Genomic DNA, 19,998 nt, shown 5'->3' on the forward strand with positions numbered 1-19,998 from the left:
TCGAATGCGCACGGCGCCGGTTGGTTGGCTCACCGCGAGTCTGTCGCATCGGAGCCTCCTACATCAATGCCGTGACGGCCTTTTGTTCACCGGGAGTTGTGACAATCGCGACGGGCTCTCAAACTGATTGATATGCGCGACCGCGAGAAGATCGACTCCGAATTGCGGCTCATCGCGCTGCGGCGCCAAGCGATCCGCGAGCAGGGCGGTCAGCCGTCGTCGTGGGAGGCCGACGCACTGCTCGACGAACTCTTGGCCCACAGTGTCGGGGCGGCGCAGCCCGACGCGTTCCCAGACTGGGAAACCGAGGTTCTTGCCGCCGCCCCGTTGCGCGACACGAAAACCCGCGCCATCGCGTCTCGGCGCCGTAAGGTCGCCGCGCTGCGCCGCTTGGGTCTGTTCGCGGCGCTACCGCTGTCTCTGGTAGGCATCGTTTCCGCGGTGGTGGTGATGTTCGCGCTGCACCGCCAGGATTCGTCGGCACCGCCGGAGGACAGCCCGCCGTCGGCAGCGCCCTCCACCCCGTTGCCGCCGAAGGCGTCCGCTCCGGCGGTCAACGTCGCCGACGCGACGTTCGTCGCCGCGTTGAAGCAGGAAGGCGTGCCGGTTCCCAGCCAGGAATACGTGGCGAACCAAGGGCACGCGGTCTGCGACTTCCTGGCGCACCAACCGAATTTCGCCGACGCGGTCGGGTTCGTGCAACGAACGTCGATCTGGGATGCGGATCAGAGCGCGAAGGTCACCGCGGGCGCCATCGTCTCCTACTGCCCGCAGTCTCGGCCCACAGGTCCTGACCCGATGCAGCCGGACTATCAGAAGTCTCTGTCCGACCTGCAGGACATCGAACGGAACCTGCAGGGCATTCAGGGCAAGCTGCACGACATCCAAGGTGGTCTGGACGGCATCCCGGGCCATCCGTAGGACCGCGGAACCCGGGCCTTCTGAAACCCACGCGTCCGACCGAACCGCCGGGCGTTTCGCAGCGGCTACCAGTTGCCATCTGACGCGATACGGTGGCCCCCATGGCGGAGCCGGGCTCGAGGAAGCCGCGCGTCCCGCGTGCCCAGAACGCACTCGGCGAGTTTCTCCGGGCGCGCCGCCGGCTCGTCACACCTGAAGATGCCGGCATCCCCAGCACCGGCCGGCGGCGGGCCCCGGGCCTGCGCCGCGAAGAGCTGGCGATGCTGGCCGGCGTCAGTTCGCCCTACTACATCCGCCTCGAGCAGGGCCACGATCGGCACCCGTCGGCGCAGGTCCTCGACGCGCTGGGCCAGGCGCTGCGTCTCGACGAAGAGACATTCGCCTACCTCAAGCGCCTCGCCGGGCAGGTCCCGACCGAGAGCCGCCCGCCCGGCGAGGAAGCCGTGCGAAGCACGGTGGCGCAGCTTGTGTCCGGCCTGCAGGACGTGGCCGCCCTCGTCATCGGCCGCTACCGGGATGTGCTGGTGGCCAATCGGCTCGCGCAGGTGCTGCACGACGCCTACACGCCCGGAGAGAATCTATTACGGTTTCTGTTCCTCGACCCCCGTGCGCGCGAACGCGTCATCGATTGGGAACAGCTTGCGCGGCAAGCGGTTTCGACGTTGCGCGCGGACTCCGGCACCGACATCGGAGACACACATTTAGGCCAGCTCGTCGATGAGCTCTCCGGCCAGAGCCCGCAGTTTCGCGACCTGTGGAACCGCCACGACGCCACCTCCTTCACCACCGGTCAGTTGCGCTTCAACAACCCCGTCGTCGGGCCCATCACCTTGAATTTCGAGTCCTTCCCGGTCGCGGGGGTTGTTGGGCAATCGCTGGGAATCGCCTTCCCCACCCCGGGCGGGGCCGACGAGCGCAAGCTGAAGCGGCTCAAGACGCTCGCCAACACGCAACCCGCTTTATAGCCACATACCGATTCAGGTGATCGGCGACGGCCGCCGGCGCGCATGGAGGCTGACCCTCGCAGGGATACCCCTACCGCGGTGTGGCAAGGCCACCGCGAGACGCCTAGCGTCAGATTTGTCCCGATCGCACCGTTGAGCGAAAGGAAATACCTTGTCCACCAACTCATCTGACTTCGGCACCTTCGGCCGGTTCGTGGAGACCCCGGTCGCGCAGATGTCTCCGGAGATGAAGAAGGCATACGACTTCACGATGCAACTGCGCGGCTTGGTTCCGGGCCCACACAAGATCTGGCTCGCCAATCCCAAGCTGTCGCAGACGATTGTGGGAACCGGCGCGTACTTCCAAACCGATTCCACGCTGACCAAGGCGGAGATCGAGATCGCCACCAATGTTATCAACGGACGCTGGCTGGCGGCCTACGCCAACTACGAGCACGAATGGATCGCCGAAGACCTCGGTGGGCTGGCCCCCGAGAAGGTGCAGCGGCTGATCGCGGGTCTGCCGACATCCTTCGACGACCCGCGCCAGCAGGTCATCTACGAACTCGCGTCGACGTTGGCTCAGCCCCGCGTCGTACCCACCGGGCTCTTTCACCGAGCACAACGGCTGCTCGGCGACGCGGGCATCGTCGACGTGACCGTCCTGATGGGCTGGTTCACCGCCGTGTCCCTGACGCTGATGGCCTACGACGTCCCCGCGAACGCGGTCGGACTCGACCAATAACAACCGCACCCAGCCGAAAGCGAGGTGCCGCATGCCCATGACCCCTGTTCCTGCCGTCACGTTGACCCCGGTTGCGTATTTTCCGGAAAAGTACTTCCTGGAAAACCTGGCCGTGCGTGCCGACGGTTCGGTGCTGATCACCGCGGTGCTGCAAAAGGAGCTGTGGTGCGTTCCCAACCCCGACCTGGGCGCCGACGTTCCTCCGGTGCTGGTGCACACCTTCGAGCATCCAGTCGCCGGCATCGTGGAGGCCGAGGCCGACGTGTTCATCGTCAGTCTCACCGAGGGCTACACCACCCACGAATCTCGTTTGGCGCGAATCGATCTCACCGGTTGGACGCCCGGCGAGCCGGTGCGACCGGAGATCATCTACACCTTTGATGACCGGGTGCGCGCGCTCAATGGCAGCTGCCTGCTCGGCCCGCGGGTCATGCTGGCCGCCGATTGCTTCGGCGGCTTCATCTGGCGTATCGATCTGGGGCCGGGCGCGCGAAGTGCCACCGCCCGCATCTGGCTCGAGGACGACACCATGGCCGACGATCCGGACAGCGAAGTCGCCCCGCCGCCACAACCCGGCGTCAATGGTGTGCGCTTCGGGCCGAAGTCCGGCTACCTGTACTACACGTCGACCGCGCAGAAAGTGTTTATGCGGGCGCCGGTCCACCCGGTGACGCTCGACCCTGCGGGCGGCGCCGAGTTCGTCGCCGCCGTCGACAACGCCGACGACTTCTGCATCGACGAAGCGGCCGGGTTCGCCTATGTCACCCGCCACCGAGCCAACACTTTCGACCGGGTTCCGCTGCAGCCACGCCACGGCAGCGAGGTCCGCCACCTCGCCGGCGACCCGTTCGACGACGCCCTGGTCGGCCCGTCCAGCGCCGCCTGGGGCCGCCGGGCCGGCGAAGCTGGGCGGGTTATCTACGTGACCACCGACGGCGGCACGACCGCGCCGCCCGACGGGGTGGTGCGTCACGCCGCGCTGCTGCGGGTCGAGATACTGCCGCAATCACACAGCCAGATGTCATGAGCCGCCACAGCGAAATCATCACCGCCGGGGCCGGATCGATCGAAACCTACGTTGACGGCACCGGACCCACCGTCGTGCTGATCCCGTCGTACGGCCGCGACGGCGGCGATGATTGTGGACATTGATCGTTATTGGGCGGCCGGTACGGCGCCGATCTTCGAGATCATCGCCGCGCTCGACCCGTTCCATCAAAAAGATGAGTGGACGGAGCTGCGCACCCGGTTGGGCGCCCGGGTTGCCTCGACGGTCATCAAGGACGCCAGCCACGCGCTGTTTCCTGAGCAGCCCGCCGCGGTCGCCGCCGCGGTGATCGGCTACCTGCGCACGTTGCCCCGAACGTGAGGAGCTCAATCATTGCCGGTCAGTTGGAATCAACCGGGTGTTGCACCGGTTGCAGGCCTTAACTGGAACCGATTTGGACACAAGGGGGTTCGCCGTCATGCGGGTGTACCGCTTCGTCAGCTTCGACGGGCTGGAGGGTCTGCAATTGCAGGACGAACCGGTCCCGTCGTCGCAACGAGGGGAATTGCTGCTGAAGATCCGGGCGGTCTCGTTGAATTACCGAGACATCGCCATCCCGTTGGGCCGCTACGTTCGCGACAGCAAGGTCGGCCTGGTGCCCTGTAGCGACGCAGCCGCGGAAGTTGTTGAGGTCGGCGAGGGCGTTGACGACTACCGCAGGGGAGACCGCGTCGTCGGCGCGTTTCATCCCCGCTGGTTCGGCGGCCCGCTGCCAGCCACCGCGAACACCGAAAGTTACGGCAACGGCCAGGATGGTTGGCTCGCCGAATACAAAGTGATCTCGCGAGAATCCGTGGTTCCGGTGCCGGCGTCGGTGACTGACGAGCAGGCCGCCACACTGCCCTGCGCCGGTGTCACCGCGTGGAACGCGCTCGGCGGCCCGGCGCCGATCCGGGCCGGACAAACTGTGTTGACCCTGGGCTCCGGCGGAGTATCGATCTTTGCGTTGCAGTTGGCAAAGCTCCTCGGCGCCCGGGTCATCGCGACCACGTCGAGCGCCGAGAAGGCCGAGTCCCTTTCTGCTCTGGGCGCCGATGAGGTGATCAACTACCGGACGAACCCCGACTGGGGTGAGCGGGTGCGCGATTTGACCGACGGCCGCGGCGTCGACCGCGTCATCGAGGTCGGGGGTCCAGCCACTATCAACCAGTCGCTGCGGGCGGTCGCCGCGGGCGGAGAGGTGTCCCTGATCGGGTTTCTCAGTGAAGACAATCCCGGCATCGACTACTTCCTGCTGAAGGGCGCCGATGCGACAACTCGGTCCATCACCGTCGGCGACAGGACCGATCTGCAGGACCTCGTGCGCGCTGTCGCGACCTCCGGCCTGCAGCCGGTCATTGACGATGTCTTTGATTTTTCCGAGGCGCGGGCGGCGTTCGAGCGGCTACGTGAAGGACAACACATCGGCAAGATCGTCATCCGAATCGACTGAGCGTTGACACCCGTGCCGGCGAAGGTTTTCAGCCCCGTTCTTGACGATCCCTCAGTCAGTGGTGTGGACGAGTAGCACGTCGGTCTTGGACCTGTGTAAGACCTTGCCGGGCACCGAGCCAAGCCACTTGTCGCTGCGCGTGCCGAGTCCCACGTCGCCAACCACTAACAGGTCGGCGTTCACGTCCTTGGCGAGGTGGAAGAGCGCGTGTACCGGATCACCCCGAATCGGTCGCGCCTCAATATCTTTGGCCCCAGCCGCCTTGGCTCGGTACTGGGCCTCCCGCAGGATCGCATAGACGGGGGCCATTCCGTGCACCTTGTAGTCCCCCTCGCCTCCGAGGATGACCTCGGCGCGGCCATCAAGCACACGATCTGGCCGGGCCGGTGTTCCCCACCCTCCCTTTTCTCCCTTTCCCAGGTAAGACAAGTGCGCCATCGCGATGATCAATTTCGCATTATTTTCTGCGGCAAACGCGGCTGCGTGGTCCACCGCACGAAACGACGTGTCTGAGCCATCAGTGCCGACCACCACGGTCTGATAGGCAGTCATATTTTTCCTCCAGCCATTGTTTCCAGCCCCCGAGTCAATTCGACAGCACGTCTCCGAGGATGCGGCCCGCTTCCCGCCCGGATGGCCGCCCGGGCAAGCTCTGCGGTGACCGCGTCGCCCATGAGTGCACGGGTAGGCCGCTTACAAGTCCGGGATCGTCTGGCTGACGTAAATCTCCCAGGTGAAGATCTGGCCAGCCTCGAGCATGGTGTAGATCATCGCGGAGCCGATTCATGGCGCCTTCTCGGACAGAAGGAATTTTTGATATATGCGCCGCGGACGCTCACGTCCTGCCGGGGCTTAGACCCGATTCCGGACGCCTACGTCTCGCCGAATCGAGGTGCCACTAGTGCGATTGATGGTACGCGGGCATGGCCAGGGTGCGAAAGGGCCAAGGGCCCCGCGACGACACACAGTGCGACGTCGTACAGCACCAAACACTGTCAGGCATCACCCGACATAGATCCGTTAAGCATCAGCCAAAGTCACACACGAAAGTGGGAGCCCCCTGTCAGGATTGAACTGACGACCGCTCGCTTACAAGGCGGCCCAGCCCATATCCGCCGCTATTCGTGTGTGTTCGCCGTATTGGCGAAAATAGCTTCTGACCAGGCCAGAGACATCCGTGCACGTTCACGGGTGTCCGCCGATATTGCCAAGGTGTTTAGCGCGACTTGTGACATCGTCGTGACACCGAGAGCCTGGCGCTGCGAGTCGCGGTGCTCCGCTCAACGAGACAAGACTTCCCGCAAAATGCGGAAGGCCCCGGCGGCTGCGCAAACAGCCCCGGGGATTGGCCGAACTGGAATGGAGTTCGACACCATGTGTATCGCACCGCCTACACCCGGCTGGCGTGACCTGGCCGAACAGCTCACGCCGAAACAGATCGAATGGCTGACCAAGTTCGAAGACGGCGGCAGGCCGCCGGAGGAACTGCTGAACACCGCGCAGAAATTGGCGAGCGCCCGATGGGAACGCCAAGACATCAACGCAAGGGTCACCGCAGCATTGGAGAGCACCGGCCTCGAAGAGGGCTGCCGCGCGCACTACCTTCGCATGACTGAAACGATGATCGGCGTTATGGGCTTGCAAGCCCTGACGACCGCCGAGCTAGTAGCCCTCAACGGTTTACTCGTCCCGGCGCATAGCCGGTTCCTGACCGCCGCGCGCGTGGAAGGCCGCAGACGACGCGGAGAACCCCGTCGCGGCCGCGGAACCGATCCTCCTCCGTCTGCGTCCTAGCAACTGATCGGGCCGCCCCTCGCTCTCCCGGGGTGGCCCGATTCCGTCGAAACGCGAATGCGTTATTACACGCTGAGCGTGTAGCCGGAGATGAAATTCGACACGCTTAGCGAGTAGCCGCAGGTTACGCATACTTGTGAATATCACGCTTCCTCGTGAATGACACGATGCATTGCACTATTTTGACCCTTGTGACATTTTGACCACTTGTGACATTTTGAAAGTTCCTCTGTACGAGCGGGTTTCGATGTCGTACGCTCTCGCGTTATGACCGTGGAATCGACACACGCATCACGAAAATTGGGGCGATGAAATGCACCGGCAGAGTTACGTTTTGCCGCAGCCGTGGAATGAATCTATCGATGGCTGGCTTACTTGGCTGATGGCCAAGGGCACGAGCGCACAGACTCGTCGCATACGCCGCGCGCATATCCGATCAATGGCGCGCCGGCTCGGAGCGGCGTCCCCGGCTGCGGTCTCGGAAACGGATCTTGTGCGTGTCGTCGGAGCAGCCGGTACCAACGAATACCGCCGCAGCCTTGGTGCTAGCTTTCGGTCGTTCTTTGGCTGGTGTGCGTCCACGGGCTGCTGCCCGCTCGATGTGGCCGCTGGTCTGCCGAAGGTGAGCGCCCCGTGCGCGGCGCCCAAGCCCGCGACCGACGAGATATGGAAACAGATCCTGGCGACCGCCGACAAACGCACCCTGCTGATGGCCCGTTTGGCGTGCGAGGCCGGCCTGCGGCGCGCGGAAGTGGCCAAGGTTCACTCCGATGATGTGATCGACGATGCCGACGGGCCGCAGCTCATTGTGCATGGCAAGGGCGGCAAACAGCGTGCCGTTCCCCTGTCTGCGGAATTGGCTGCGACACTGACTGCCGAATTCACTTCCCGCAGCCGCTTCCTGTTTCCAGGCCAGATCGACGGGCATGTAAGCCCCGACTATGTCGGGCGCCTCGTTAGTAAAGCGATGCCCCAGGGATGGTCGATGCACAAACTTCGGCACCGCTTCGCAACCCGAGGCTTCCTGGGCACGGGGAATCTGCGGGCGGTGCAGGAGGCGTTGGGTCATACGTCGGTTGCGACGACGCAGCGCTATACCGCTGTGGCGCAACGTGACCTACGCGCGGTGTCTGAGGCTGCGGCATGGCCTATTCAGCCGAAGGTTTTTACCCAGGCCGTAATAAAGACCGATCCCAATCCGAACGCTATCGGCGAGCCGGTGGTGCAAAACGTGCCACTTGAGCTGTCTGGAAACCGGACACCTGACGCCGAATCTGATGCGCTCGCAGAAGAACTGATCGTTGAGGACGACATCGAAGAAGACGACGCTTACGTGCAGATGGCGGAGGCGGACGCCAAGTATGTTCCGAATCGCTCTGTGTCTGACCACACCCAAGGCAACCCGTACCCGGTGGACAGCAGCGGTATTGGCCTGGCCGAGGCGGACATCTTCGACTCCGTGATGGATCGGACAGAGGAGCGGGAACTGGACGGAGGTGTTCGAAATGGAGCTGTCGCTGGCCACAATCTCGACACCAGATCTGGCGTCGCCGGTTGCGACGTCAGCTTTGAAGCTGTGATCTCGGCGTGGGACAGAGTCGCCCGCTGCGAGATGCCCACCCACCAAGGCGACCCGTGCCGGCGTCCAGCGAACTGGCGCTTAAATCTTCACGGCTGCGAGCAAGCGCTGATGTGCGGGCGGCACAAATCCAGTTGGGTGCGTGCCGCCCTGCGGGCAGCCCCGCGGTTTTGCTGCGGACTATGTGAGCGAGAGTTCGACCGACTCGACGACGCATGCTCCATCACACGGCTATGAACTCGATTCAGGGACAGCCGCCCATATCCAAGTTTGTCGGCGAACTCCCGGACAGCACTGATGGCATCTGCGCACAATACGAAGGTCAGCTAACCCGTAGTGAATGGCGCTGCTCTATGACCTCCCACGATGACGAAAGCGCACCCACACGCGCTGGCAACGCCCCGTCCGACGAGACCGTGATCGTGCCGTCGCCCGAAGCGACCGAATTAGACCACCAGATTGCGGCGCGCGAGCTGGCGTGGTCAGTCGACAGTGGCGAGGACGTGTACACCGAGGGTTACTCGTGGGGGCGGGCTGCTGAACGCGCCAGCATCATCGTCCTCGGCGCTGCGGCGGTCGCTGTCGTAATCGGTCTCGTGACGTGGCTGGCGATCTTCCTGCACGACCAGGCCAAGCCGACGAAAGTCACGGAAGCCACACGACCGGCCACGATCGTTCCGGCGGCACTGCCGACGGTCACCGCTGCGGCCCCATCGACGGTGACCGTGACGCCCCCAGCGCCGGCGACGGTCACCGTGCAGGCTGCTCCCCCACCAGCCCCTGCAGTGAAACCGGCTCCGGTACTGCCGCCCCCTGGTGGCACCGACGTCTTCACCATCTGTCCAGACGGGCACGAAGGCGTCGTCGGCGGCCACACCACCTGTGCCTTCGCCGCCAACGTTCGCCAAATCTTCTACGCGTCAGGCATGGCCACTAATTTCACTGCGTTCTCCCCGGTGACTGGTGACGGTTACGAAATGACCTGCGTCGGAAGGTATCCCGCGTATTTCAGCGACGGCTCGACGAAGGTATCCACGCGCTGCTACGGCGGCGACAACGCAGAAGTAGTCATCTGGTGACCCGCATTTCACAACCGTTGCAGGCGCCGAGCGCGCGGGACGCAGCCACGATAGCCGCGTGCTTACTCGGTGGTCATGCTCCGACTTATGGGTATTTGTGCAACACCACCATGGGGCAGCAGCAACTGCTCAACCCATGCGGGCGAAGGGAACTGGCCGATGCCGCCCCTGCGCTTCCACGGGGCCGTACGATCGACACGACCTAAGAAGGGGCGATGAATGGGTGGCATTACTGTGATGGTCGGGTCGGGCCCGGTGGGCACGGCGCTGCATCGGATGCGGCTGCGGCGCAACCCGATTGCCATCGCTGATGGATGCCCGAAGATCGAGCCCGAGCTGGTCGACCGGATCGCCGACGCCTACCGGTCGGCTCCCGGCCAACACCTCGGGGAGTCGATGTGGGAGGGAATCAATGCGCGTAAACGCGACGTTCACGACGCGCTCCTGGAAGGAGGGAATCGTCTTCAGGATGTCCTGCTTGATCCCGGGTGTACGGACTTCTTCTACGGGTTCGATGACTTGTTCGCCGCTCGCGTCAGACGGCCGCCGCTGTCGCGGTGGCGGCTTGCCGCGCAACTGACGCGCCAACTCATTGCCCTGGCCCACGCCGTCGGGTCGGTTCCCGTGCCTAACCCGGAATATGGGGTCGCCGCCGTCCTGCCGCCGGCCAACGGCGATGACTTGCTCGATCACGTCGAGCGAGTGCTAGGGCCCATTGATTTCCCCACGCCGTTCCCTGCGGAGCGCGGAATCGCCACGCGTCGCGGAATCGCCTCGTACCGTGCACTGCACGCGCTCTTTCAGGCGTGGCGGACCAAAAACCTCGCGTCCCTCTACGGTGGACGAGTTCTCGAAATCGGCGGCGGCCTCGGCCGCAGCGCCTACTATTCCCACCGCTTCGGCGTCGACTCGTACACGATCGTCGACATCCCGCTGACGGGGGCCGCGCAGGCGGCGTTCCTCGGCCAAACCCTCAGCCCAGATCAAGTCACACTCTCCGGGGAAACACCCCAAACTGGGGCGGTGCGGCTGCTGCGGCCCGACCAGCTCCCCGACATCGGGCCAGTGGACATCGTCGTCAATGCCGACGGCCTCACCGAACTCGATGAAGCGACAGCCCAGGATTACGCCGACTTCATCGCCGACCATGCGCGGGCGTTTCTATCCCTGAACCATGAGGCAAACCCATACCGGGTGCGCGACCTCAAGCTGCCCGGGATGGCGTGCGTGTACCGGGCTCCGCATTGCATGCGGCCCGGCTACGTTGAAGAACTCTACGTCCGCACCTGACCACTTTCTTGGAGTGATTCCGCTGCACGATTGCCGGTTTGCTGAGAGATTCTGCGGACAGTTGTCCACGGACCAGTAATTTCAACGGGATCGCCGCCTTGGAACCCCCCGACGACAACCAAAAAGTGTTCTCGCCGCAGGATGCGCAAGCTTGGTCGAAATAAGCTTCTGACCTGCTGTTTCAGACTGATCCATCGGGGCCAATCCCATAACTTTTTGGGGCGTACGTAAAAAAAGTCGACGGGCAGGCGGTCGCTTCGGCATACCCCCACCCCGTATTTTTCGAGGGGAGGGGGTACAAAGGGTGGTACATAGTTTGCTGAGGGGTCATGGCCACCTCATGACAAGTCGCCCGAGGTCGGGTTGCTGTTGTGTTGTTCTGCGGCCGGTGAGAGCTGGTCGTAGGTGGTCGCGGCTACCATCGCCGCGCTCGGTGTTGCAGGGTCCGTGCAGTAGGCGGTCGGCCAGGGCGGTGGGGCCGGCGATGGCGCGGGGGATGCTGTGGTCGCCGGAGAGCCCTTGGGATAGGTACATGGGCTCGCCACACCACCAGCACGGAGTTCCCTCGACGTGCACGCTTTTGAGGTGCGCGACCTGCTGCTTGTGCCGGTGGCCGAGCCCGCGCTGGGTGGTGGTGCGGCGGTGCGTTCCCGGCATTGCTCAGCGCGTGGGTGGGTCGCCGGACTGATTTAGGTCCTGCGCCATGACCCCTCTGCGGGCCGTTCCGGCATCCCGTTCGGACGTTGAAGACTGCCGCTGGCGGCGTCGCCGAACCACCCCAGCCAGCGGCCGATGAACTCCGACAGGTCGGAGCGGTCTAGCACGGTGATGGGCCATGCGAGCGCACGGTTGGCCATCACTGGCTCGAACGCTACGTGGTTGCCTGCTGCCGAGCCTGCAAACGGCTCCATCGTGGGATGGCTATACGGGCCGTCCCAAAATGCCAGCTCGTACCACTCGAATAGATTTTCTTCCTTGGCATCGCAGAACCAGAGCGAATGGCTGCGACCGGCCCAGCCGTCTCGGGTCTGCTGTGGCCGTGTGACGGCTATGACCGATTCTGCGATGACCGTGAACGGCGTGGTCCACTTCGACGGGCTCGGCTGTGGTTGGTCAAGGCCGATTTGGGCGCCGTTCAACGTGGCGACGAAGAGCTTTCCCTCCGTTTGGCGAAAGCTTCTCGCCGGTGCCGGGCCCGACTCGATCGTCGCGGCCGGCGCGATGTCTTGGATGTTGTCGACCAGTTGGCGCCGTACCCGGTCAAACATCTGGGTCGCGGTGTCGTACAAGCGCTGTCGCCACTGCTGGCGTTGCTGCTCTGACGATGCCTCCGCATGTTCAGTCGCTTGGGTCTGGATCACGGCGCGATTCGCTTGCGCGAGTTTGTCCAAGCCGGCGGTTGCGGTTGTCGGTTGCGCCGCCCTGGCCAGACGTCGGACGATCGCCGACGGTGTCGGCCTGGCCTCGGGGGGCTTGAAGAGGCACTCTTCGACGAGGTCTCGCAGTCCGGATGGGCCGACCGTCAGCGACGGTGCCTGCTCGTTCAAATGCTGGTTTCGATAATCCGCGCCGTCCGGGCCTGGAAACGGCAACTGGCCAGCCAGAAGCTCGTATCCCACGACCCCGAACGCGTACACGTCGGCGGCCGACGTGGCGTGCTCCGATCGCCATTGCTCCGGCGCGGCGTACGGGTACGACATCATGAACTTGCGGGTATCCGGCGAGGTCGTCGCCTCGGCGTAGCGGGAAATCCCGAAATCAGCCAGACACCATTTGCCGTCCAGGAGCAAGATGTTCTTCGGCTTGATGTCCCTGTGCACGAGATCGTTGGAGATCGCGTCGAGCGCGGTCGCCACGTCGACGAGGACCGCGATCACTTCGTCGACAGCTAACCGAGCGTGGTCCTTCAGGTGATCCGCCAAGTTGGTCTCTGCCCGCGGCATAACTAGCACCAAGTCGTCGCCATGCTCGCCGTGATCGAGCACCGGAACCACGTTGGCGTATCCCGCGGCGTTGATGGCAGCACCGATTAGCAGTTCGCGGTCGGCGCCCGGGTCCTTCTCGACCAGCTTTGCGACCGCTTCGGCGCCTCGGTCGCCGTGGACGATGTACAGATAGCCGAAGCCACCTTTGCCGCCCGGCAGCGGCCCTTCGATTGTCCACTTGCCTTTCGTTAGCGCCAGTTCTGTTCCGGGCGGCAGTTCGGTTCCACGAGGCACCACTCACCTATACCCGACCCGCCTCACACGCCAACCCGGCGGGCGTGTCGTCCGCGCCAGGCGAGGGTGACTATATCCGCGCCAGGCTTGGCGTGGCGCTGTCGGAGCGTTCCTGGAATGTGGGCCACTGCCCACTGCCTCGACCGGCGGGTACTTCGGCCCCGGCAGTCCGTCAGAATTCTCTTATCCCAACACGGCCCATCCGCCGCCGAGTCGGACATACCCTGAACGGCGTGGAAAATCCCCGCCTCGAGGTGATGAGAGGTCGCTGGTGACCCTCTCGGAGGAGCAGTGGCAACACCACATTGAATTCGTCGAACGAGCGCTTGCTGGCCAAGAGCCCACCACGACGCGGTTCGCGGACGAGCTCGGGCTTTGGGAGGAAGAACGGGCTAACGCGCAGCAGGGGCTCATCGACGAGCTATGGGATGGAGCTCGCGATGTTCCCCGTGGGCGTAACGCGGTTATTGCCGGCGGCATGGCCGGCGCCGGAAAAACGACAGTGCTCGATGGACCAGCGGGACTCACTCGTTCCGAGTATCTAATCGTCAACCCCGACGACATCAAGTTAGCGATGGCCGCTCGCGGAATGATCCCGGAAATCGATGGGTTGTCTCCGATGGAGGCTTCGCCGATCGTCCACGATGAAGCCAGCGAACTGGCCTACACCCTTGCCGCGATGGCCTACGAAGAGCAAATCAACTTGCTATGGGACATAACCATGGGCGACACCAAAAAGGTGAGGTTGCGCATCGAATGGTTGCGAGACGCAGAGTACGCGGCCATCGACGCAGTCTTCGTCGACGTTCCTATCCAGACCGGCGCCGAACGAGCGATGAAAAGATACCGGGAAGACCAGGAGGCGTACGCGAAGGGCGAAGCCACCGACTTGCACCAGCTCTACGGCGGCCGATATGTCCCGGCAAGTGTGTTTGCCGACAGCCAACCGCTGCTGGCGCGATATTCGTCCCGTAATCATGAGGTGTTTTGCCAGGTCAGAGACGATTTCCATTCGACAGTCGAGTATGACAATTCGGGTACGGAGGCGATACTTCGCCGCGTCACAGGGACGCGGTGGGCTCAGTCGGCGTAAGGTGAGGTTGCATGGATACGGTGCGAGGGCTAATGGCGCTGTTGAAGGCCGATCAGGTCACTTTGGATGAGGTGACCGAAAGTTTGCGTGCGATCTCCTCCGCATCGCGACCACTCGTGCCTACCATTGCACAGTCTTACCGCCGCGCCGAGGAAGTGCCCGGCGACAACGACAAGTTTTGGATCGACGTCGCCTACCGGCAACACGTCATCAAGTACCACGACTACAAACAGCTAGTCCACGCCCTCGCCGAAGATCCAGGCCGCGCCGTGGCCGGTGGCCCTGCGCCTGCCGGCTCTACTCGCGGTTCCTGGAGTGGACGCCTACGCCCCGCAGCGCGTCGGGCCGCCGAGTCTCGTCGCCGCGCCTGAGAATCTTCATCATCGCGGGGCCATAAAATCCTGACGGCACACGCTCCATCACGGCCCCGCGTCAAACTGTTTCTCGAGTGTGCCAGCGAGCACTTCCTGCAGCAGGCGGATGAGCGTGCTGACCCCGTCGCTGCTGAAACCGAGGGTTGTGGTCGCTCCGCCGACAGCTTCGAATGCGACTGAATAGAGGGCGATTTGGGTGCCATTGTCGTCGAGGACGAGGTCACTTCGGACGTCACAGCGTTGTATTAGCGGGGGCACTGAGATGATCTCTGACATGTGGGAGGTCCTTCTACGGAATCAGAGGGACGGCGATGGCGGTGGTGCTGGAGCCGCTGTTGGGTGCGGTCGCGGAGAAGGTGACAGACGCTGCGCCGGCGGCGTCACCGATAACGAGCGCCTCATTGGAGCCGGATGAGGCGATGTTGGAGCGCTGGGTTTGGCTGTATGCGCTGAAGCTGCCTGAGCCGGCGGTCCCGTTGGTGAACGCCTGCACCACCTTGTTGAGGGCCGCCGCGGAGACGGTCTGGGTTACGGATGACCCCGAGGGGGTGGAGGCGGTTTGCACGGTGCCGAAGCTGGACACATTGCTGTAAGAGACGGAGTTGAACGCTGTCACGTCAGTGGCTCCTCCCGACACCGTGACGGAGACGGTTTGCGTTCCGGTGGGGGGGTTGATGAGTCCGAACAGCCACAGTCCGACCCCGCTGACAAGCCCGGTGTTTCCCAGCGCCGTGAGGGTGGTGCTGCCGATCTGGGCTGACACCGTGGGGGTTCCGGAGCTGCTGTAAATCGAGACGAGCACCACGATGGCGGTCGCCGACGCGCCGAGGGTGTGCGATTCGGTGGTGGTTGCAGCGCCCCCATGAGTCGCGCCAGCGCCGACGGCGTCATACGTGACAGGGTTCAGCGCGGAAACGCTGGGGGTCAGCATGTGTGCCGTACCGGGCATGGCTGGCGCGGTTGTGCTCACCCCTACGGTCGGCGCCAATGCTGCTGCCGTGGCGTTCAGCAGCGGTGCCGAAATTAGCGTCAGCACCAAGGTGGTCGGCGCGAACGGTTGAGCGTTCCCGGTCATGAGTGGGACTGGGATCGGCGGGAAAAGCATTGCCGCAACTGCGTTCATCGTCGGCGCGGCAATAATGGCACCCTCGAGGATCGTCGGCTGCGGCATGGCGCAGGCGGCGAGCATCGTGGGTGCCGTGAGGGCCTGGTCGAGCGACAGCGACGGGCCCAGCATCCCCGCGCTCGCCTGCGCCGACGGGGCCGACACCACCTCAGTGGGCGGCCACAGGCTGTACGCCTGCTCATACCAGGTCAGCTGGCAGTTTCCGAGGATGACCGTGTCCCCGGCTGCGACCTGGACGGCCGGTTTCAGCGGCAGGGTGAACAGGCAGATCGCCGACGAGTCGAATCCCGACCAGAGGCTGACCGCGGCGAGCGTGTCCGGTGTGGTGATCGCCCAGGTGGGGACCCCGCCGGCCAGCGAGGTGGTGCCTTCGCCGGCCGAGGTGAACGTCATCTCCTCGCGCGACCCGACCGCCGACACGTTGCTGGTGCCTTGCGGCCCCGGGTCGCCATCATGCAACTGCACACAGGTGATCGGGACGGTCGGCTGCGCGCCGTTGAGGGAGCTGAGAAGCAGGTCCGCGAACGCAGGCGTTATACCGTACTGGACTGTCACTGTGCTCATCGTCTTCAGCGGTTTCAGAAGGGAATCGTTAGGTAGTTCATACTGCCGTCGGCGCCGAAATGTTGCTCGTGCCAGGCGCGTTCGGCTTGTTTGAAGAGGCCGGAAAAGGGCTGGGCGCGGATCTGTCCCGGGGTGTCGCTCATGCCGGCCAACAGCTGCTGCGTTGCCATCGCGTCTGCGTGGCGCTGACCGTCCATCACTCTCCCCTTACTTTGTGAGGTCTCACCGGCCGCCCGCGCTGGGGGCAGCATCGACGCCCCCAGTCGCAGAGCGGCCGGTGGCCAGCGCCCGTATCGCGCGCATCGGGATGCGCGCCGTCGTGGGATACGGGCGAGTGGATTGGGTGTCCCGGACAGCGGGCGGATAGTTGCGCGCTCACCGCGCGATGACCTCTTCGAACGCCTCGCCGTCGTCGGCCCGTCGAGTCAGCGCCGCCTTGCGTAGGCGAACGGCAGCGGCGACGGCTTCGTTGCTAAACCTCCGACCGGCGTCCCGCAGCGCAGCGCGCGCCGTAGGCGCCCCGGCCTTAAGTTCGACGCCTAAATCGTTCAGAGCGGCGACGCACTCGGCAATGGTCACGGACGCGGGAAGCTCCACCACGTCGGCGCTGTCCTCGATGCGCTCGACGAGCCCATGACTCAGAAAATGTTGCGCCTGTTGGTCGCTCAGCCATCCGAGCAGCGAGCCCTGGTAGCAGTGGTGCAGGCGTCCTGCCTGGTCCTTAGCGATCACTAGTGGCGCGGTGACTCGAAACTTGGGCTTCCACTCACCGGCAATGCCCATCGGCAAGTTCGTGGGTGTCAACGTGGTCATGCTTCTGCTCCTTGGAATCCAATGCCTTCTAACTGCCGGGCAGGTAGTTAGGGTTTTCCTTCCACCCTTCGCCCTCGACATAGATTGAGACGTCGTTCGGACCAGGCTGGTACCAGACATCGCCTTTAGGTGGACGTTCCGTACCCGGGTAAAACCGCGGACCTAGTCGGCGCAACATCGCATCTTGGCGTTGCTTCTCGGTCCACTGCTCCGGAGGCGTTCCTTTCGAGATGCGAACTGGTGGTGGGACTTGGGGTATCGGCACGCCGAGCATGTCGACGACCGGGGTGCCTGAGGCTGATGGCGGCTGATAGGACGCCGCTACCGTCCGCGGTGCCGGGGTGGAGGTGACTGCTGGATTGATACCCAACCGGCCTACCACCCGATCATGGATTTGCTCGAGCTCCGGGTCGATGACGATCCGCTCATCGGGACGCAGCCCCGGCGCCAAAGACGCTAGAAGCACCCGGTTCGCCGCGCGGTCGGAGGCAAGATAGCGAACCCACTTTTCGCGGGAGTCATTGGTAATTCGGCCGTCGTTGAAAGCCGCGTTCACCAGCCGGCGATCTTCAGCGCGCAACCGCTGCTCCTCCGCGCTGGCAGCCTCGACAGCCTTCCGCCGAGCCATCGCAACCTCCATCTCCGCGGCGATGGCCGCATCACTAGCATCGGCCGGCAGGCCGAGGAGCCTCGTGACCTCGGACCGTGGGACTTGGATTTCCTCTGCCACTGTTACGCCTTCTTTCGTTCGCCTAGCCGGTCTTTCAATCTGTCAAGCGATGACGTGGTAACCATCAACTGCCGACCGACCTTGCGGCTTGCGAGGTTTCCTCTCCGGATATGCCAGCGCACAGCATCAGCCGAAATCCCAAGTTCGGCACTGGCCTCGGCTGTACCCACGCACGCGTCATAACCTGAAATTACGATTTCCGCCGTTGCTAGTCTCTCTTGCTCGCGCTGACGCGAGTCATCAATGGCAGCAACCGCTTCGGCGAGAGCCTTCTGTGTCTCAATCAACAGCGCGGGAACGCCCGGGTGTCCGGGCTGCCGCGTGAACTCGATGTGCTTCCCCAGCCAGCGAACGATACAGCGGGCTAAATCGGGGTGGATCTGGATCGTGTTGACCGGGCGCACCGCGGAGCGGACGCTGGCTTGAATATCGTCTGCTGTGGTCATCCCGCACCCGCTGCACCGGCTTCGACCGTGTCGGCCTTGATTGCATCTACTGCGGCGATCAACTCGCTTGCGAAGGCAACGGCCTCTGTGGGTGTGGCGGTGAAGCGAATCCCCGCGAGCTGAATCTGCACGCGGCCCCTCCACCCCCACGCCGCGAAACCCACGTTGTCACGAGGCTTGAGCTTCACGACTGGCCCTCCACAAGCGAGCGGGCTGCGGCCTCAGCTTGGCGCCGAGCGCGTTTTTGAGCGATTTCATCACGCTTCGACGGCACCGGATGAGGCATGTCCTGAATCTGCGTCAAGACAGCGGACAGCCGAGCGGACAGCGCCGCCAAATCCCGCTTAGACCGGCATTCGTCGATCTCGCGGGCCAAACGATCGCGAAGCGCGACCAATGTAGCTGACGAGTCGCCTGACCTGGCCGCTGATTCAACCGAATTATCCTGCACAACAGAAGTATTCGTGCCATCAGTAACGCTTTTATCAGTCATCGGACTACCTCCAAAAGTGTGGAATTGGCGACGGGGGGAGGGACATGACCCAAGGGCGGTCGCCTTGACCCACCCCCCGTCTCAAGAAAAACAGGGGGGTGGGCACCTCGGCGGTTGTCACTTCGCGTCCCCTGGTTGTCCGAGCGGCCGGGTGGCCAGGTCGTAGGCGGCGATGGCCGCACGTAGTACTTCGATGTCGTCGCGGGCGAGCCCGTATGGGCCGCACTCGATGTGCATGCCGCTCGCTTGGTCGTGAACGAGTCGGACGGGAATCGAGGTCCAATAGTCTGTCTCCTCGAGGTATGCATCGACGGCGCCGAGGGTCTCGATGACGAAACGGCCAAATTCGTTATTGGCGTGTAAGCGTGGCGCGTCGAGTACGGGAAAGTCGAAGTTGCTCATGGTTTCTCCTTCGTGGTGGTGATTGGTCGACGGATGATCAGCCCACGTCCGTCGCAATGTGCCCAGAGTTGGTTGGGGCCGACGATGGTGGTGGCGCCGCAGGGGCACTCAACTGATGCGGTGGTCACGCGGACACCGCTTTCGGTCTGCCACGGCGCGCGGTACGGACCTGGCCGGCAACAACGCCGGACGGCCACTTTCGGGGCGGCAGCGAGGCCAGCCAGGATGTGCAGGCCAGCAGCGCTGGACACGTTTGGCAGAGGCTTTGCGCGTACTCGACGAGATCGGGGTCGTCGGTTTCGTCGAATACTTGGCTTTGACCGCGGCAGCGCGCGCCGGTCAATTCGGGGATGCTGCCGAGTGCATCGAATAAGCCGCTGCTGTTCACAGTTCGGCCCGCTGTCCAGTCAGAATCGCTACAAGGTCGGCGACAGTGCACGTAACCCACTGGGCCATGGGATCTCCAACGCCGCGGCGCTTGTGGACGACCAGGCCGACGAGCGCGTCGTCGTTGCCGGCCTCGAGGTGTGCTTCGGCAGTCCAGCCCGGAAGGTCCACGCGGCCGCAGTCTTTGACTTCAATGACCACCCGCTGGCCGTGAAGGCGAATGCCGCCGATGTCTCCTCGGTCTCGCGCACCGTTTCGGGTGCGACGTTCGATCCGGTCATCGTCGAGTGCTGCGGCTAGCGCTCTGGCGATGGTGGTTTCGAAGCGAGTGCCGGCGGCCTTGGCTGATTTTCGGGTGCGGCCCATGATCAGTGCTGCCTTCTGACGAACTGGGACGGGTGCTTGTTACTCGTGTACGTCGTCAGTTCAGTTCGTTCTATAAACGAACTGACGAACTGACGAACTGGATTCGTGACTTCGTTGACGAACTGGCGACGAGGTCTGACGAGCTGACGAACT

26 protein-coding genes are annotated in these 19,998 nt (G+C 63.9%); 13 read left to right on the plus strand and 13 right to left on the minus strand.

The genetic code is table 11. The annotated features are described in order from the left end of the window. Positions 1-132: 132 nt before the first annotated feature. From ACIUM1_RS17900 to ACIUM1_RS17930, 7 genes are all read left to right on the plus strand, one after another. Complete coding sequence (locus tag ACIUM1_RS17900) at positions 133-921, plus strand: DUF732 domain-containing protein (protein ID WP_406813956.1); 789 nt, start codon at positions 133-135, stop codon at positions 919-921. Between the two features lie 101 nt (positions 922-1,022). Further along, the gene (locus ACIUM1_RS17905; RefSeq protein ID WP_406813957.1) at positions 1,023-1,886 is read left to right on the plus strand and encodes a helix-turn-helix domain-containing protein; all 864 of its coding nucleotides are present in this window, start codon (positions 1,023-1,025) and stop codon (positions 1,884-1,886) included. Positions 1,887-2,037: 151 nt separating this feature from the next. Further along, positions 2,038-2,610 carry a carboxymuconolactone decarboxylase family protein gene (locus tag ACIUM1_RS17910; RefSeq protein ID WP_406813958.1) on the plus strand — a complete coding sequence of 191 codons (573 nt, stop codon included), beginning with the start codon at positions 2,038-2,040 and terminating at the stop codon, positions 2,608-2,610. Between the two features lie 31 nt (positions 2,611-2,641). Next, complete coding sequence (locus ACIUM1_RS17915; RefSeq protein ID WP_406813959.1) at positions 2,642-3,637, plus strand: hypothetical protein; 996 nt, start codon at positions 2,642-2,644, stop codon at positions 3,635-3,637. Further along, on the plus strand, positions 3,634-3,762 hold the full coding sequence (locus tag ACIUM1_RS17920; protein WP_406813960.1) for a hypothetical protein: 129 nt from the start codon (positions 3,634-3,636) through the stop codon (positions 3,760-3,762). The genes ACIUM1_RS17915 and ACIUM1_RS17920 overlap by 4 nt, the downstream gene beginning before the upstream one ends. Further along, positions 3,752-3,979, plus strand: coding sequence for a hypothetical protein (locus ACIUM1_RS17925; RefSeq protein WP_406813961.1), 228 nt, complete (start codon positions 3,752-3,754; stop codon positions 3,977-3,979). The genes ACIUM1_RS17920 and ACIUM1_RS17925 overlap by 11 nt, the downstream gene beginning before the upstream one ends. A 73-nt stretch (positions 3,980-4,052) precedes the next feature. Next, entirely contained in the window at positions 4,053-5,090 is a 1,038-nt protein-coding gene (locus ACIUM1_RS17930) for an NAD(P)-dependent alcohol dehydrogenase (RefSeq protein WP_406813962.1), read from the plus strand. A gap of 51 nt (positions 5,091-5,141) precedes the next feature. On the opposite strand, the gene ACIUM1_RS17935 is transcribed toward ACIUM1_RS17930, so the two are convergent. Then, positions 5,142-5,642 (minus strand): universal stress protein, encoded by a 501-nt coding sequence (locus ACIUM1_RS17935; RefSeq protein WP_406813963.1) that lies wholly within the window; start codon positions 5,640-5,642, stop codon positions 5,142-5,144. Between the two features lie 822 nt (positions 5,643-6,464). On the opposite strand from ACIUM1_RS17935, the gene ACIUM1_RS17940 reads away from it, so the two are divergent. The 4 genes from ACIUM1_RS17940 (at position 6,465) to ACIUM1_RS17955 (ending at position 10,832) form a co-directional block, all read left to right on the plus strand. Further along, positions 6,465-6,884 (plus strand): hypothetical protein, encoded by a 420-nt coding sequence (locus ACIUM1_RS17940; protein WP_406813964.1) that lies wholly within the window; start codon positions 6,465-6,467, stop codon positions 6,882-6,884. A gap of 382 nt (positions 6,885-7,266) precedes the next feature. Continuing rightward, on the plus strand, positions 7,267-8,700 hold the full coding sequence (locus ACIUM1_RS17945; RefSeq protein ID WP_406813965.1) for a tyrosine-type recombinase/integrase: 1,434 nt from the start codon (positions 7,267-7,269) through the stop codon (positions 8,698-8,700). After that, positions 8,697-9,542, plus strand: a complete 846-nt coding sequence (locus tag ACIUM1_RS17950; RefSeq protein WP_406813966.1) for a hypothetical protein — start codon at positions 8,697-8,699, stop codon at positions 9,540-9,542. Before ACIUM1_RS17945 ends, ACIUM1_RS17950 begins: the two co-directional genes overlap by 4 nt. 255 nt (positions 9,543-9,797) lie before the next feature. Further along, complete coding sequence (locus tag ACIUM1_RS17955) at positions 9,798-10,832, plus strand: putative sugar O-methyltransferase (protein WP_406813967.1); 1,035 nt, start codon at positions 9,798-9,800, stop codon at positions 10,830-10,832. 689 nt (positions 10,833-11,521) lie between these two features. On the opposite strand, the gene ACIUM1_RS17960 is transcribed toward ACIUM1_RS17955, so the two are convergent. Further along, the gene (locus tag ACIUM1_RS17960) at positions 11,522-13,051 is read right to left on the minus strand and encodes a serine/threonine-protein kinase (RefSeq protein WP_406813968.1); all 1,530 of its coding nucleotides are present in this window, start codon (positions 13,049-13,051) and stop codon (positions 11,522-11,524) included. 271 nt (positions 13,052-13,322) lie between these two features. Between ACIUM1_RS17960 and ACIUM1_RS17965 the strand changes: the two genes are divergently transcribed. Continuing rightward, positions 13,323-14,144: a zeta toxin family protein gene (locus ACIUM1_RS17965; protein ID WP_406813969.1), complete on the plus strand. Its 822-nt coding sequence runs from the start codon at positions 13,323-13,325 to the stop codon at positions 14,142-14,144. 11 nt (positions 14,145-14,155) lie between these two features. Further along, a complete protein-coding gene (locus ACIUM1_RS17970; RefSeq protein ID WP_406813970.1) occupies positions 14,156-14,515 on the plus strand; it encodes a hypothetical protein in 360 nt (119 codons plus the stop codon). A gap of 48 nt (positions 14,516-14,563) precedes the next feature. Here ACIUM1_RS17970 and ACIUM1_RS17975 read toward each other — a convergent pair whose 3' ends face one another. The 11 genes from ACIUM1_RS17975 to ACIUM1_RS18025 all read right to left on the minus strand — a co-directional run bounded on the left by ACIUM1_RS17975 (position 14,564) and on the right by ACIUM1_RS18025 (position 19,845). Continuing rightward, positions 14,564-14,794 (minus strand): hypothetical protein, encoded by a 231-nt coding sequence (locus tag ACIUM1_RS17975; RefSeq protein ID WP_406813971.1) that lies wholly within the window; start codon positions 14,792-14,794, stop codon positions 14,564-14,566. A 13-nt stretch (positions 14,795-14,807) separates the two neighbouring features. Then, complete coding sequence (locus tag ACIUM1_RS17980) at positions 14,808-16,208, minus strand: hypothetical protein (protein ID WP_406813972.1); 1,401 nt, start codon at positions 16,206-16,208, stop codon at positions 14,808-14,810. Between the two features lie 14 nt (positions 16,209-16,222). Further along, positions 16,223-16,405: a hypothetical protein gene (locus ACIUM1_RS17985; RefSeq protein WP_406813973.1), complete on the minus strand. Its 183-nt coding sequence runs from the start codon at positions 16,403-16,405 to the stop codon at positions 16,223-16,225. Positions 16,406-16,583: 178 nt separating this feature from the next. Continuing rightward, positions 16,584-17,021, minus strand: coding sequence for a hypothetical protein (locus ACIUM1_RS17990; RefSeq protein ID WP_406813974.1), 438 nt, complete (start codon positions 17,019-17,021; stop codon positions 16,584-16,586). Between the two features lie 28 nt (positions 17,022-17,049). Further along, complete coding sequence (locus ACIUM1_RS17995; protein WP_406813975.1) at positions 17,050-17,751, minus strand: hypothetical protein; 702 nt, start codon at positions 17,749-17,751, stop codon at positions 17,050-17,052. A 2-nt stretch (positions 17,752-17,753) separates the two neighbouring features. Then, positions 17,754-18,197 (minus strand): helix-turn-helix domain-containing protein, encoded by a 444-nt coding sequence (locus ACIUM1_RS18000; protein ID WP_406813976.1) that lies wholly within the window; start codon positions 18,195-18,197, stop codon positions 17,754-17,756. Then, positions 18,194-18,385 carry a hypothetical protein gene (locus ACIUM1_RS18005; protein WP_406813977.1) on the minus strand — a complete coding sequence of 64 codons (192 nt, stop codon included), beginning with the start codon at positions 18,383-18,385 and terminating at the stop codon, positions 18,194-18,196. The genes ACIUM1_RS18000 and ACIUM1_RS18005 overlap by 4 nt, the downstream gene beginning before the upstream one ends. Beyond that, positions 18,382-18,690, minus strand: a complete 309-nt coding sequence (locus ACIUM1_RS18010) for a hypothetical protein (RefSeq protein WP_406813978.1) — start codon at positions 18,688-18,690, stop codon at positions 18,382-18,384. Before ACIUM1_RS18010 ends, ACIUM1_RS18005 begins: the two co-directional genes overlap by 4 nt. Before the next feature lie 117 nt (positions 18,691-18,807). After that, the gene (locus ACIUM1_RS18015) at positions 18,808-19,092 is read right to left on the minus strand and encodes a hypothetical protein (RefSeq protein ID WP_406813979.1); all 285 of its coding nucleotides are present in this window, start codon (positions 19,090-19,092) and stop codon (positions 18,808-18,810) included. A 124-nt stretch (positions 19,093-19,216) separates the two neighbouring features. Then, on the minus strand, positions 19,217-19,480 hold the full coding sequence (locus ACIUM1_RS18020) for a hypothetical protein (protein WP_406813980.1): 264 nt from the start codon (positions 19,478-19,480) through the stop codon (positions 19,217-19,219). Continuing rightward, positions 19,477-19,845: a hypothetical protein gene (locus tag ACIUM1_RS18025; protein WP_406813981.1), complete on the minus strand. Its 369-nt coding sequence runs from the start codon at positions 19,843-19,845 to the stop codon at positions 19,477-19,479. Before ACIUM1_RS18025 ends, ACIUM1_RS18020 begins: the two co-directional genes overlap by 4 nt. Between the last annotated feature and the right edge of the window lie 153 nt (positions 19,846-19,998).

The organism is Mycobacterium sp. M23085 (assembly GCF_045343915.1).
Taxonomy (GTDB): Bacteria; Actinomycetota; Actinomycetes; order Mycobacteriales; family Mycobacteriaceae; genus Mycobacterium.